The following is a 12,578-nucleotide window of genomic DNA, read 5'->3' as shown; positions in this document are numbered from 1 at the left end:
GTAAAACCCCCGGATCCGGTACCCGACATGTTGAACCTGCATGGCACTCCTCCCTCGCCAAAGAAGTGCCAAAGGTTTGTGAACTTATGCACAGCTGGTTGCGTCGTTTGGTTGCCGACTGATCCCGCCCCAATTATTTTTTGTGGGTGGGGCTAAATAAAAAAGGCCGGCTCGTAAGCCGGCCTCTTCGCTCACCCGAGGGTGTTTAGGCGGAGGCCTGCTCGCTCATGGCCTTGACCCGCGCCGACAGGCGGCTCTTGGTGCGGGCGGCGGCATTGCGATGAATGATGCCCTTGCCAGCGGTCTTGTCGATGATGGATTCCGCCGTGCGCAGAGCAGCGCGAGCCTGTTCTTGGTTGCCATCACGGACTGCCCGCAACACTCCCTTCACATAGGTGCGCATACGCGAACGCAGGCTGCCGTTGTGCAACCGCCGCTCTTGACTCTGGACTGCGCGCTTGCGCGCTTGCGCCGAATTCGCCACGTCTTTGACTCCTTAACACATTATCCAAACGAGTGCCCGAACTGGCGGGCAAAGAATCGGCGAATACTGCGGATTTTTTTGCTGTCTGTCAAGGCTGTTCGGCATGCTTGTCGGGCTGCAAATAGGCTTTGATCGTGGCGCGGGCAACGGGTAGGGCTTGCCAGGCGTTGTGCCCGCCATTTTCGACCACAACGGCAACGGCAATTTTGGGATGATCGACGGGTGCCCAGCCGATGAACAGGGAGTCATTGTTATAGATGGTGTGCCCGTGGGCATATCCCTCCGGGATTTGTGCCGTACCCGTTTTGCCTGCAATGCTGATACCGGGAATGCTGATACTGTGACAGGTACCGCTGTTGACGCAGGCCTCCATGCCCACACGCACGGCATGCAAAGCCGCGGGATCGATGTGCAGATTCTCCGGAGTAGCGCTGGGCAATTCCGTGCGCGCACCCGTGGCCGGATCGACCCAGGCCTTGGCTACTTGCGGCCGCACCAAATAGCCCCCATTGGCAATGGCAGAAACCGCGCGGGCGAGTTGCAGGGGGGTGACCAAGAGATACCCCTGGCCGATACCAAGGATGACGGAATCGCCGGTGTACCAAGGGGCATGCAGGTGGGCACGCTTCCAGGCTGGCGTCGGGACCAGCCCGGGGAGCCCGCCGGGAAGATCGACCCCGGGGGACTTGCCGAAGCCAAAGCGCCACAAGGTCTCGTCCTGCAGTTGGATGCCCATCTTTACTGCCAGCTTGTAATAGAAGACGTCGACCGACCAGGCTAGGGCCTTGGTGAGATTGGTCTCGCCAAAGCCGCTACGATTCCAGTCCCAGTAGGTGTGGCCGCCCAACTGAAAGTTGCCTGGGCAGAAGGTTTGAAAATCGGGTCCGATGACGCCGGCCTGAATCGCCTGGATAGAGTAGAAAGGCTTGGCGCAGGATCCCGGCGGGTAGAGACCATTATCGGCACGATCGGTAAGAGGATGCCCGGGGTTGTCGAGCAGACTGCGCCAATGGGTGCTGCTGATGCCATCGACAAACCAGTTGGCGTCGAAACTGGGGCTGCTGACCATGGCCAGTATATGGCCATTATTGGGATCCATGGCCACTACCGCGCCCCGATAATCGTTGCTTTCCAGGGCATTGGCGGCCGCCTGTTGCACGCGCAGGCGCAAATGCGTCAATAGGTTGTCACCCGCTACGGGGGGCTGCTCCGATAGGGTGTCTACCTGCTGCCCCTCGGCGTTGATCTGCTTGATCTGATAGCCCATTTGCCCACGCAACTGGCGTTCATAGTAGGCTTCCAGCCCGGTTTTGCCGATATAGTCGCGGCCGCGGTAATTCTCGGCTTGATGATGCTTGAGGTCGCCGGCGGTGATGGGGCCAACATAGCCGACCACGTGAGCGAAAAGGTCCCCGTAGGGGTAGTCGCGATGCATCACCGCGGTGATTTGCACCCCCGGCAGCGAGGCCTGACGGACGGCAAGGGTGGCGATCTGCTCGGGGCTGAGGTCAGTTTTGAGGATGATGGGATCAAAACTCGCCTTGGCCGCCATGCTGCGTTCGAAGCGGGCGAGATCGTTGTCCGAGAGGCCGAGGAGTTTCTGCAGGCGCGAGAGGGTCTCGTCGAGGTCCTCAGTTTGATCGGGGGTGACTTCCACCGCGTAGGTGGGTTGATTCTGCGCGAGGACCTCGCCGTGATCCGCCAAAATCAGGCCACGAGCCGGATTGACCGGGACCAGAGCAACATGATTATCGTGGGCGAGCTGGCGAAATTTCTGAAAATGCAGGATCTGCAGATCAATGAGCCGCCCGAGTACGATGAAGAGCAGCAGCAAGACAAAGCCCGCGGCGATGCCGAGGCGACTGCGAAAATTTTGGCCGGAAAGCAGCGGAGGAGGTGTGGTATTCATCGGATCAGATAGATTTGCAAATGCCTAGCGCCCTTCGTACACTCGTTTCAAATCGCAGCCGGAGGTAGCTGTGCAAAAATCTCGGGTTGATTCTCTCGTCGGCCAACTGGAAGCCATGATACTCGATTATCGGGCTCTGCGTCGCCAGTTTCAGGCGAACCCCCAGCAGCTCGAGGCGACCCGTCTGCGTCGCCAGGTGGCCATACTGGAGGCCGAAAATCAGCAACTGCGTCAACAACAGCGCGAGATTCGCGAGCGCCTGGATCGGTTGCTGGCGCAGATCAGCATTTGGGAGCAAGAAGGACAGAACACATGAGTCAGGGCGGCGCCGCCAGCACTCGCGAGCTCATCGCGGCAGAATTCCTCAATCAGTCCTACCAAATTTCTTGCTCGGCCGAGGAGCGTCGACTGTTGGAGCAAGCCATCGAGACCCTGCAGGAGCGACTGCAGCTGGGCAAGGTGCGGCAGGCCGTCGGCGCGCAGCGAGAGCGGGCCTTGCTCATGGTCGCCCTGAATCTTGCCGCCGATCTCCTGCGCGGGCAGGAGGAGCAGCTGCAAGCGCAAATGGCCCTGGAGTCGACGGTAGCACAGTTGCAGCGATTGGTTGACATGGGGCAGGGGGCGGAGTAGCTTGAAATCACTCCCTGCGGGGCGCGTGGTGCCGTGATATTTCCTGAACCAACATTGTCTATCCAGGGGGCCTTGGTCCATGTCGTTGGTGTGCCGCTCCTTCGCGGAGTAGCCTGATACGATTCCCGGGCTCCCGACCTGATCGTCAGGTTCGTGGGATAGCGGGTAGCACGACCCAGGCGGGGAGTTTCTTTTGTCTGTTGCCAAATCCGAGCTTCGTCGTCGCATACGCTCCCAGCGTGCTGCTTTGGATAGCGCGGCACTGCAACATGCCGAGCATGCTCTGGCACGTCAGTTGCGCAAAATCCCCCTCCTGCATCATGCCCGTACAATCGGCTTGTATTGGCCGATGCGGGGAGAAATCAGCCCTTGGGGTTTGCTGCAGTCGCCTTGGGCGCATCGGCAACAATTTTTCCTTCCCGTGCTAACGGGGCCGTACGGGCGAAAACTGCGTTTTGCCCCCCTCGCGCGGAGCGCCACCTTGGTAGAAAATCGTTTGGGCATTCCCGAACCGCAGGTGGCCCGCCGCTATTGGCGCTCTGCTGTCGAGCTCGATGCGCTGATCCTGCCGCTGCTGGCTTTCGATGCGCAAGGGCAGCGCTTGGGCATGGGTGGCGGGTTCTATGACCGCAGTCTCGCCGCCCTGCGCCACCGCCGGCGCTGGCGACGGCCGCGTTTGCTCGGGGTTGCCCATGGCTTTCAGGAAGTTCCCGAACTGCCGCGGGAGCCCTGGGATGTACCCCTCGACGGAATCGTGACGGAGCAGGGCTACCGGAGCTTTAGGCTATGAAAGTACGTATCTTTTTTGCTGGCGATGTAATGGGTAAACCGGGGCGGCGCGCCTTGCAACTGGGTCTTGCGGAACTGCGGCAGCAAGTTGGCCTCGATGCGGTAGTCGTCAATGGCGAAAACGCTGCCGGCGGCGCCGGTATTACTCGGGAGATCCTGCACGAGTTCCTGTCCTGGGGGGTGGATGCCGTCACTGCCGGCAATCATGTTTGGGACCAACGCGAGACCGTCAGCTATATCGAGAGTGAAGCGCGTCTGTTGCGCCCGGAAAACGCCCCGCCGGGGACCCCGGGCCGTGGCGCTCTGCGTATCGAAAAAGAGGGTTGGAGTCTGGGAGTACTGAACCTCATGGGACGGCTCTTCATGCATCCCATCTACGACTGCCCCTTCCGTGCCGCCGATGCTGCCCTGCAAGGCGCCCTGGCCGACTGCTCGGTGATTCTGGTCGATCTTCATGCCGAGGCAACCAGCGAGAAGTATGCCCTGGCTTGGCATCTCGATGGCCGCGTCAGCCTTGCCGTGGGTAGTCATACCCATGTACCGACGGCGGATGAGCGCATCTTTCCCGGGGGCATGGCGTATCAGAGCGACGCCGGGATGTGCGGCTGCTACGAGTCGATCATTGGTGTCGATCGCGAAATCGCCAAGCGACGCTTCATCGATGCCATGCCTGCCAAAGCACCCGTGGCAGAGGGTGTGGCTAGCCTTTGTGGGCTGCTGGTCGAGGTCGACACGAGCTCCGGCAAAGCACTGCGCGTGGAGCGCATTCGCCGCGATTATCCCGCGGTCTGAGCCTGCTCTGGCGTCAGCCAGCGAGCGCGACGCTGACTGGCATCGGTATCTTCCAGAGGCAGTAGGTAAGCGGTATCGAGAGGGGCGGGAGCTGGGGTACAGGTGCAGCTGTACAAGCGACCATCGCGCAAATAGTGCAACACTCGAGGAACCGGCGAGCCAACGCGATCTAGTTGGGCTTGCAATGCGTCGCTATGGATTTCTTCCGCATCAAGGGTAAGGAGGCGATCTCCGGGGCACAGCCCGGCTGCCTCGGCCGGGCTGCCGCTGCGCACAAAGGTGAGTTCGACCCCCAGTGCAGCTTTTTTCCAGGTGGCTCCAAGCGCGAGCCGTTGACCCTCTGCGGCCACCCCGCCGCGATCGGCCGCGCCAGCGGCGGCCCGCCAGCACAGGGCAACGCCCAGATATTCCAAGCATTCGGTAAGCGGCAGGGGGTGGGTTTCGAATATCCAACTACGCAGTTCTGCAAGGGTGGCGGCAGGGATCTTGTCCGCGAGCCAAGAAAAGATCTCCCCCTCGGGCAAGGGGCGCTGTCGATAATCCTGCCAGAGCATGCGGAGGATTTGGTCGAGATCGCTGCCATGCGCGCGCAGGCGGGCATCGAGGCAGAGGGCGGCGAGAGCGCCCTTGTTGTAGTAGCTGATCTCAAAATTGGCGGCACCGGGGTGCGGGTGGTAGAGCTTGGTCCAGGCATCGGCACTGGATTCGGCAAGGCTTTGCAAGGCTTCGCCCGGGCGGCGAGCGAGGCGGGTAATTTCGCGTCCGAGTTCCTGTAGGTATTCGTCAGCGCTCCACAAACCGGCGCGACAGAGGAGCAGGCTGTCGTAGTAAGACGTGATCCCCTCAAAGATCCAGAGATCCCGGCTGGCGTTTTCGCCCTCCCAGTAGCCCTCGCTCCACACGGCCGGGCGAATACCCTGGACGAGCCAGGAGTGGAAGTATTCGTGGCTGGCAAGACCCAAAAAGTCGCGGTAGCCGCTGGGGTCGCTGCCGTCGAGATCCGTGCGCTTGCAGAGCAGGGCGGAGGAGGCCTGATGCTCGAGGCCGCCGTAGCCATTCTGGCTACCGAGGCAGAGAAAATGGTACCGGGAAAATGGGCTTTCTCCCCAGAAGGCCTGCTGGTAAGCGCAAATCGCGGAAAGGTCCTCTCCCAAGCGGAGCAAAGTCGCCTCTGGATGACCGTGGAGGGCGAGGTGATGCGGAATCTCGCCCGCAGAGAAGTCGACCCGGGCGAGGAGTCCGCAGAGCAGGGGGTGATTGCAGAAGCCGCGATAGTCTTCGGCAGAAAATATGCCCCAAGACCAGGCGGCACCACTCTGCCGCGCCATACTCGTTGCCAGCTGCCAGTCGTCCGGGCCAGAAATGCGGAGTTCGTGCTCCTCTGCTTCCTGACCGACAACACGCAGAAAGATTGCCGGGCCGTTGAAAAACCCGCCGCTATCATCGAGGTAAGCGGTTCGTACCGACTTATCGAAGGCATAGACGTTGTACTCTACCTGCAGCGGGGCGGAGCAAGGCGCGAGGCGCCAGCGGTCCTTGTCAATTTTCTCTACGGCAAGCACTTTCCCCGCGCTGTGGGCGGTGAGCTGAACGATATGACGGGCGAGGTTGCGTACGGTGTAGCTGCCGGGAACCCAGGCGGGGAGGGCGAGGATTTGCCCATCGGGGTCGGGTGCGGCAATCTGCAGGCGGACCTGCAGGAGGTGCTGCCTGGGTTGCAGAGTGACTTCGTAGCGATGGGCCATGGGAACTAGCGCCAGGCCGGAGCAAGTTGCCGAAAGCGCGGATCGGCCGCGTCGGCAATCCATTCGTAAAACAAGGCCTCGCTACTCAGCAACGTAACCCCGGCCTGGCGTAGCCGCTCGAGGCCCCAGGTTTGCTGCTGCGGATCGCGGCTGGCAACGGCGTCGATGACTACCGCCACTTCCCAGCCTGCTGCCTGCAGATCGAGGGCGGTTTGTAGAACGCAGATGTGGGTTTCGACGCCAAGGAGGTAGATTTGCCGGCGTTCGGTCTGGGCGCGGAGAGTGCTACGCAATGCCGGGTTGGCATAGCAGGAGAATTCGGTCTTGGCGATTGCTTCGCCAAAGCGCTGCAGGCACGGATCGAGAGCACCCAAGCCCTGAGGATACTGTGCTGAGAGCAAGATGGGGACGTCCAAAGCGCGGGCGCTGTCGAGCAGTCGGGTGCTCGTTTGCAGCAATACTTGCCGCCGCTCTGCACCGAGCATGGCGAGAAGCTTGTCCTGCAGGTCGATAGCGAGGACGACGCTCCGTTGGGCCCGCACGCGCACGCTCAAAACTGGAAGCTTCGGGTTGGTGAGTGCCGCAAGGGTGGAATGTCGGTATCGAAGAGATCCGTGCCGCGCAGGCTCGCATCGCTGCCACGGCGGTAGCGCCGTACCCGCACCAGCGGCGATTGTCCCTCGAGGGCGAGAAGGCGTCCGCCCGGGCGCAGCTGCTCGCGGAAGCCCTTGGGTAGCTGGGGGAGCGCGCCGGTAAGGACAATGACATCGTAGGGTGCAGCCGCTGACCAACCTGCCGAAGCGTCGCCAACCTGCAGATGCACATTATTGATGCCTTGTCGCTGCAAACGCGCCTCCGCCAACGTTACAAAATCGGCACGATCGTCGACGCTGTACACCACGCCACCGAGGCTCGCCAACAGGGCAGTAAAGTAACCGCTGCCGGTGCCAACCTCGAGAATGCGATCCTCAGGCTGAATGTCGAGCTCCTGCAACACCCGCGCTTCCATTTTGGGAGTCCACATCCGCTCGCCATGGTCGAGAGGGATCTCATAATCGGCAAAGGCCAACTCTTGCAGGTGGGCGGGCACGAACTGCTCGCGTTTGACCTGTTGCAAGACGCGTAGGACGTTGGGGTCGAAGACTTCCCAGGTGCGCACCTGGGTATCGATCATGGTTTGGCGTAGGGTGTCGAAGTGCATGGGAATCGTCCAGAATACCTGCTACATTTAGGCACGCCGACCAGGGCAAGTCAATTTCTGCGGAGGGAGTTTGGAAAGTCGGGCACATGCGCTGATCGCCCTTGCGTTCATTGCGGTTTTGGGTACTGCCTTGGTGTTGGCTGGCTTGTGGATGCACCATTCCACCCCCGTTGGCAAGGAGTATTACGTCGTCTCCCCCTACAGCGTTACCGGCCTGACCGTGCAGGCACCAGTGCGCTTCAAAGGCGTGCGGGTGGGGGAGGTCAAGGCCATCGATTTTGATCCCGAAAATCCGCGCATGGTGCGGGTGCAGATCAGTATCGATGCGAAGACGCCCATCACCCACGCGACCTTTGCCGAATTGGAGCCCCAGGGGGTGACCGGCCTCAGCTATCTTTCATTGAGCGATGCCGGAACGAATTTTGCGCCTCTCATTCCGCAGCCGGGGAAGGTGCCGGTCATTCCCATGCGTCCCAGTTTTCTGCAGGCGCTATCGCGCAGCGGTGAGTCCTTGGTCAACCAGGGGAATGAGCTGGCAATGCGCATGAACGATCTTCTAGACGAACAGAATCAGCGTCATTTTTCTGCCGCCTTGGTCAACATCGACAAGGCCACGGCAGAGTTGGCAGAGCTCGAGGCAGCGTTGCGGCCGGCTTTGGCGGAGTTGCCCGCCACCATTGCCGCTACCCGCTCCACCATACAATCGAGCCAACGCTTGGTGCAGCATCTCGACGAACTCGCGGTGTCGGCGCAGCAGCCGCTGCAGCAGCTCGATGGTACTAGCATTGCTCTGCGCAAGTTGGCGAGCTCGGGCCAACAAAGTGTCGATATCCTCAATCAACAAACCTTGCCGCAACTCAATCTTCTCACCCAAAACCTGGTGCAAAGCAGCGAGAATCTTGGTGCCTTGAGTCAGGAACTGCGTCAGAATCCGCAGAGCTTGCTCTTGGGTAAGCGTGCAGCCCCTGCGGGTCCAGGGCAGGCGGGTTTTGCGGGAGCGCATCCATGAATGTTTGGCATTGGCGTCGCTTTTTTCGAATGGCTGGGTTCTTTGCTGTTGGCGTCGGTCTTGCCGGTTGCGCATCGGCACCGGCTTGGCAGCAGCCCTATGCCCTGCAATCGTCTACGGCGCCGGTCGCTGCCCATGCCGCGCCCCGCGCTGGTGTGCTACGCCTGGAGGCAGTTACCGCCCCAAGTTGGCTCGCCGCCCCGGAACTGCTCTACCGCTTGCAGTATGCCGATCCGCAGGCGCTTTACCCCTACAATAACGCCCGCTGGGCGGCGGCGCCGGGGCAGATGCTCGCGACCCTACTGGTGCAGCGCTTGCAACAGCAAGGGGACTGGCGGGCGGTGCTCGGGCCGGGACAGGCTGGGCGGCCGGAACTCTTGCTGCAGCTGGGACTACAAAATTTCGTGATCGACTATTCGTCGGCGCAGCAGGGAGAGGCGCGGATTGCCTGCACCGCCACCCTGCTCGAGGCCAAGGATTATCGGGTCTTGGCGCAGAAATCCTTTGTCGTGGCCGCGGCTCTACCCAAGCCGGGGCCGGCCGGTGGGGCTGCTGCCATGAATGCCGCAGCCCAACAAATGGTGGATCAAATCAGCGCTTGGGCGGCGCAGCAAAGCCCGGCTGCCACCTAGGCTTTCGCGCTATTTTTGTATACCAAGACCGGGCAGGCGGCATGATGTACTACCGACGTCGCCACCGACCCAAGGAGTAGACGACCAATCGCTCCTTGATCTTGGCTGCCGACGATGATGAGATCAAAGCCCTTTTCGCTCGCGTAGCCGCAAATATTCCGCCCTATGTTTCCAGATTTTTCCAGCAGCACCGCATCCGTTGCCAGGCTGAGGGACTTCTGCAGGGATTCCAGCCGCTCCTGGGCCAAACTGCGTAGGCGCTGCAGCATCTCGAGAGAATTCGGCAGGAGTTCCTCGGGTAGCTGCAGCTCCATGATTTGGGTATCAAAAACATGGAGGAGGGTGAGTTGCGCTTGGTGTAGTCGCGCCTCTTCCTCGGCATGATGCAGGAGCTCCGCTACAGTCGAGCCGAAATCGATGGCAACGAGTATTTTTTGGAAGCTCATGCTCGTTCTCCCAGCAAGAGGGCTACGACCTCGGCCTCGCTCAGCAAGCGGCTATCGCTTTCGCGCCGCGCCCGATATTCCCAAACGCCCTGCGCCAAGGTCTTGTCGCTGATGACCAAGCGATGCGGCAGTCCGATCAAGTCCAGGGTGGCAAACTGGACCCCGGGCCGCTCGTCGCGATCATCGAGCAGAACCCTTAGCCCCTGCGCTTCGAGCTGCGCCGTCATGGCCGCGGCGGCGGCGAGTACCGCTGGTGATTTCTTGGCCTGGATGGCAACGATACCGACATCGAAGGGTGCTAGGGCCGCCGGCCAGCAGATGCCGCGCTCGTCAAAATTCTGCTCGACGGCGGCAGCCACGATGCGAGAAACCCCAATACCGTAACAGCCCATGAGGACGATCTGGTCCTTGCCCGCCTCATTCAAGACCTTGACCCCAAGCTTTTCGCTGTAGCGTGTGCCAAGCTGGAAGACATGGCCGACCTCGATGCCGCGGCGAATGCCGAGCACGCCCGTAGCGCAGTGGGGGCAGGCGTCGCCAGCCTGGACGTTGCGCAGATCGGCAGCGGGCGGACGCGGCAAGTCGCGTTCCCAGTTGAGGTTGAGCCAGTGCTCGTCGACAACATTGGCGCCAGTGCTGAAGTTGTGCAGGGCCAGGGCACGGTGATCGGCAAGGATCGGTACCGGCACCGGCAGGTCCTTGGGGCCGATGAAGCCAAAGGGAATCCCGAGTAGATCTTGCGTTTCTTCGGCCGTTGCCAGGCGCAGAGATTGCGCATCGAGGGCGTGGGTGGCTTTGATCAAATTCAGTTCGTCGTCGCCACGCAACAGGAGCAGGTGGGGTGTGTCGTCGGCCATGACCAGCAAGGTTTTCACTACTTGCCCGGGCGTGATGCCGAGTTGCTTGGCCTGCGCCTCGACGCTGCGGATACCCGGGGTGCTGGCGCGCTCGGCGGGGAGCGGCGCCGCGCTGCTCTGCGGGTCGGGAGCGCTGCGGGCAAGCTCCTGATTGGCCGCGTAGTCGCAGGCAGAGCAGTGGACGATCGCATCCTCGCCAGAGTCCGCGAGCACATGGAATTCGTGCGAGGCCTTACCGCCAATGGCGCCGGTATCGGCATCGACGGCGCGGAATTCGAGACCAAGTCGCGCAAAAACGCGGCTGTAGGCATCGTACATCGCCTGGTAGGTCTCCTGCAGAGAGGCCTGATCGATGTGGAAGGAGTAGGCATCCTTCATGAGGAATTCCCGCGCCCGCATCAGCCCAAAGCGGGGACGAATCTCGTCGCGAAACTTCGTTTGTATCTGGTACAGGTTGATGGGCAATTGCCGGTAGGAACGCAATTCCCGTCGCGCCAGGTCGCTGATCACTTCCTCATGGGTGGGGCCGAGGCAAAAGTCGCGCTGGTGACGATCCTTGAGGCGCAGGAGCTCCGGCCCGTACATTTCCCAGCGCCCGGATTCCTGCCAGAGCTCCGCTGGCTGTACCACTGGCATGAGGATTTCCTGGGCGCCGGCGCGCTCCATCTCCTCGCGCACCACGGCCTCTACCCGGCGCAGCACCAGCAAACCGAGGGGCAGCCAAGTGTAGAGCCCGGAAGCCAGACGGCGGATGAAACCACCACGCAAAAGTAGCTGGTGGCTGACCAGTTCCGCCTCGGCGGGGGTCTCCTTGAGGGTGGGTAGGAACAACTGGCTGGCGCGCATACGGGAACTCGCTGTAAAAATAATGTGCCCAGTGTAGGTAAAGACCAGCCTCTGCAAAAGGGGGCAGCCGTCGTGATTTGACATGCTTGCCGCTTTGGGCTGCCATAAGGCATGGTTGCCGAAGCGAATACCTCCCCAGCTTGCCCCTGGCATCACAAACTCCCCTTTGGGGTGGTCATGGCTACGGCTGGGGCCTCGGTCCTCGCTACTGATTGTGGTCTGGGCTTTGTGGCACCGCTGCTGCTCTTGCTTGCTTGTCTGCAGGCGCTGTGGATTCCCTTGCAAGATGCTTGGCGATTGCGCCACCCGAGGGCAAGAGAACGATACTTGGCCTGTTTGCGGGTAAGTGCCGTCGATGCCGAAATTGGGCTCATGACCTTGCCGCTGGGCTTTGCGGTATTGAGCTCGGCGTTCATGCATCTGCAGGCAGATATTGCCGTAGGCGCGCAAATCCTGCTGGCCCTGGCTTGGCTATTTAGCCTCCTGCTGCTGTTTCGCCTGCTCTGGTCTTTGCGCCGCTTTGGTATTGCTTGGCCTAAGCTGAGCGGTGCCTGGTTTTTATTGCCGGCCGCGATTTTTGCTTTGGCCGCGGCAACGAGTGCGGTCATCGCCTCTCAGCGCGCGCTTGGATATGTCTTGGTGCTCTTGGCTGCCCTTGCCGGAACCCTGCTCTATGTTGTCGTCGCCGTGCTGGCGATCCTGCGCGTGCGGCGTCATGGTTTGACCGGTGTACCTCAGGCGCCCTGGTGGATTGCCATGGGCTGCGCTGGTTTTGCTGCGCTTGCCTTGGGGCAGGCGCAGCGTTGGGAGCCGCTTTCGCCGGGCGCTCGCAATATGCTCTTGGCGGCCATGGCCGGGATGCTTGGGCTCGCCCTTTTGCTTCTCGTTCCGGTTCTGCTCGCGAGCATCGACTTTTTGCTACGACGTTGCCAGTTTTGCGGCCCTGCCGTTTGGCCGCCCACTTTTTCCACGGCCATCTTTGCCTTGGCTTGTTTACAGGGCGGAAGAGTCTTGCACTTTGACGATCTCGTAAACTTGGGCCATTTGGCTGGCTGGGCGGCCCTGCTGCTGTGGTCGGGCAGTATGGCGTGGACCCTCGGCCGCGGGGTTTGGATGCGCTGGCAGCGGCGCGCCTGGTTTCCTGCATAAGTTCACAAACCTTTGGCACTTCTTTGGCGAGGGAGGAGTGCCATGCAGGTTCAACATGTCGGGTACCGGATCCGGGGGTTTTACCGGGT

The 12,578-nt window shown here is 61.3% G+C and carries 14 protein-coding genes and 1 other RNA gene; 8 read left to right on the top strand and 7 right to left on the bottom strand.

What is annotated here, in order from left to right; translation table 11 throughout:
- Positions 1–205: 205 nt before the first annotated feature.
- Positions 206–484 (bottom strand): 30S ribosomal protein S20, encoded by a 279-nt coding sequence (gene rpsT, locus RTI30_RS08580; RefSeq protein ID WP_312263077.1) that lies wholly within the window; start codon positions 482–484, stop codon positions 206–208.
- Between the two features lie 88 nt (positions 485–572).
- Positions 573–2,393, bottom strand: coding sequence for a penicillin-binding protein 2 (mrdA, locus tag RTI30_RS08575; protein ID WP_312263076.1), 1,821 nt, complete (start codon positions 2,391–2,393; stop codon positions 573–575).
- A gap of 70 nt (positions 2,394–2,463) precedes the next feature.
- Here mrdA and RTI30_RS08570 point away from each other — a divergent pair, with 70 nt between their 5' ends.
- From RTI30_RS08570 to RTI30_RS08550, 5 genes are all read left to right on the top strand, one after another.
- Positions 2,464–2,709 carry a hypothetical protein gene (locus tag RTI30_RS08570; protein ID WP_312263075.1) on the top strand — a complete coding sequence of 82 codons (246 nt, stop codon included), beginning with the start codon at positions 2,464–2,466 and terminating at the stop codon, positions 2,707–2,709.
- A complete protein-coding gene (locus RTI30_RS08565; protein WP_312263074.1) occupies positions 2,706–3,023 on the top strand; it encodes a cell division protein ZapA in 318 nt (105 codons plus the stop codon). Before RTI30_RS08570 ends, RTI30_RS08565 begins: the two co-directional genes overlap by 4 nt.
- A gap of 8 nt (positions 3,024–3,031) precedes the next feature.
- A non-coding RNA gene (ssrS, locus tag RTI30_RS08560) (6S RNA) lies at positions 3,032–3,213 on the top strand.
- A 3-nt stretch (positions 3,214–3,216) separates the two neighbouring features.
- On the top strand, positions 3,217–3,813 hold the full coding sequence (locus tag RTI30_RS08555) for a 5-formyltetrahydrofolate cyclo-ligase (RefSeq protein ID WP_312263073.1): 597 nt from the start codon (positions 3,217–3,219) through the stop codon (positions 3,811–3,813).
- On the top strand, positions 3,810–4,604 hold the full coding sequence (locus RTI30_RS08550; RefSeq protein WP_312263072.1) for a TIGR00282 family metallophosphoesterase: 795 nt from the start codon (positions 3,810–3,812) through the stop codon (positions 4,602–4,604). Before RTI30_RS08555 ends, RTI30_RS08550 begins: the two co-directional genes overlap by 4 nt.
- On the opposite strand, the gene RTI30_RS08545 is transcribed toward RTI30_RS08550, so the two are convergent.
- From RTI30_RS08545 to RTI30_RS08535, 3 genes are read right to left on the bottom strand one after another with little or no spacing between them, the layout of a single operon-like run.
- Complete coding sequence (locus RTI30_RS08545) at positions 4,589–6,349, bottom strand: M61 family peptidase (protein ID WP_312263071.1); 1,761 nt, start codon at positions 6,347–6,349, stop codon at positions 4,589–4,591. The genes RTI30_RS08550 and RTI30_RS08545 overlap by 16 nt on opposite strands.
- A 5-nt stretch (positions 6,350–6,354) precedes the next feature.
- Positions 6,355–6,891, bottom strand: coding sequence for an isochorismatase family protein (locus tag RTI30_RS08540; protein WP_312263070.1), 537 nt, complete (start codon positions 6,889–6,891; stop codon positions 6,355–6,357).
- A gap of 8 nt (positions 6,892–6,899) precedes the next feature.
- Positions 6,900–7,550 (bottom strand): protein-L-isoaspartate O-methyltransferase, encoded by a 651-nt coding sequence (locus RTI30_RS08535; protein ID WP_312263069.1) that lies wholly within the window; start codon positions 7,548–7,550, stop codon positions 6,900–6,902.
- 70 nt (positions 7,551–7,620) lie between these two features.
- Here RTI30_RS08535 and RTI30_RS08530 point away from each other — a divergent pair, with 70 nt between their 5' ends.
- Positions 7,621–8,559, top strand: coding sequence for an MlaD family protein (locus RTI30_RS08530; protein WP_312263068.1), 939 nt, complete (start codon positions 7,621–7,623; stop codon positions 8,557–8,559).
- Positions 8,556–9,191, top strand: a complete 636-nt coding sequence (locus tag RTI30_RS08525) for an ABC-type transport auxiliary lipoprotein family protein (protein ID WP_312263067.1) — start codon at positions 8,556–8,558, stop codon at positions 9,189–9,191. Before RTI30_RS08530 ends, RTI30_RS08525 begins: the two co-directional genes overlap by 4 nt.
- Here the strand turns inward: RTI30_RS08525 and RTI30_RS08520 are convergent.
- Positions 9,188–9,637, bottom strand: a complete 450-nt coding sequence (locus tag RTI30_RS08520; RefSeq protein ID WP_312263066.1) for a universal stress protein — start codon at positions 9,635–9,637, stop codon at positions 9,188–9,190. The genes RTI30_RS08525 and RTI30_RS08520 overlap by 4 nt on opposite strands.
- Positions 9,634–11,340 carry a proline--tRNA ligase gene (locus RTI30_RS08515; RefSeq protein WP_312263078.1) on the bottom strand — a complete coding sequence of 569 codons (1,707 nt, stop codon included), beginning with the start codon at positions 11,338–11,340 and terminating at the stop codon, positions 9,634–9,636. Before RTI30_RS08515 ends, RTI30_RS08520 begins: the two co-directional genes overlap by 4 nt.
- 177 nt (positions 11,341–11,517) lie before the next feature.
- Between RTI30_RS08515 and RTI30_RS08510 the strand changes: the two genes are divergently transcribed.
- Entirely contained in the window at positions 11,518–12,489 is a 972-nt protein-coding gene (locus RTI30_RS08510; protein ID WP_312263065.1) for a hypothetical protein, read from the top strand.
- The last annotated feature ends 89 nt before the right edge of the window (positions 12,490–12,578 follow it).

It is taken from the genome of Candidatus Igneacidithiobacillus taiwanensis, assembly GCF_031962545.1.
Lineage (GTDB): Bacteria > Pseudomonadota > Gammaproteobacteria > Acidithiobacillales > Acidithiobacillaceae > Igneacidithiobacillus > Igneacidithiobacillus taiwanensis.
Note: the sequence above shows the minus strand (reverse complement) of the source record. Positions and strands in the feature narration are given on the sequence as shown.

Bases quoted from the DNA above. Each gene is read 5' to 3' on its own strand.
- RTI30_RS08510 (WP_312263065.1), top strand. From the start codon at position 11,518: ATGGCTACGGCTGGGGCCTCGGTCCTCGCTACTGATTGTGGTCTGGGC.
- RTI30_RS08520 (WP_312263066.1), bottom strand. From the start codon at position 9,637: ATGAGCTTCCAAAAAATACTCGTTGCCATCGATTTCGGCTCGACTGTA.
- RTI30_RS08565 (WP_312263074.1), top strand. From the start codon at position 2,706: ATGAGTCAGGGCGGCGCCGCCAGCACTCGCGAGCTCATCGCGGCAGAA.
- mrdA (WP_312263076.1), bottom strand. From the start codon at position 2,393: ATGAATACCACACCTCCTCCGCTGCTTTCCGGCCAAAATTTTCGCAGT.
- RTI30_RS08550 (WP_312263072.1), top strand. From the start codon at position 3,810: ATGAAAGTACGTATCTTTTTTGCTGGCGATGTAATGGGTAAACCGGGG.
- RTI30_RS08535 (WP_312263069.1), bottom strand. From the start codon at position 7,550: ATGCACTTCGACACCCTACGCCAAACCATGATCGATACCCAGGTGCGC.
- RTI30_RS08525 (WP_312263067.1), top strand. From the start codon at position 8,556: ATGAATGTTTGGCATTGGCGTCGCTTTTTTCGAATGGCTGGGTTCTTT.
- RTI30_RS08545 (WP_312263071.1), bottom strand. From the start codon at position 6,349: ATGGCCCATCGCTACGAAGTCACTCTGCAACCCAGGCAGCACCTCCTG.
- RTI30_RS08515 (WP_312263078.1), bottom strand. From the start codon at position 11,340: ATGCGCGCCAGCCAGTTGTTCCTACCCACCCTCAAGGAGACCCCCGCC.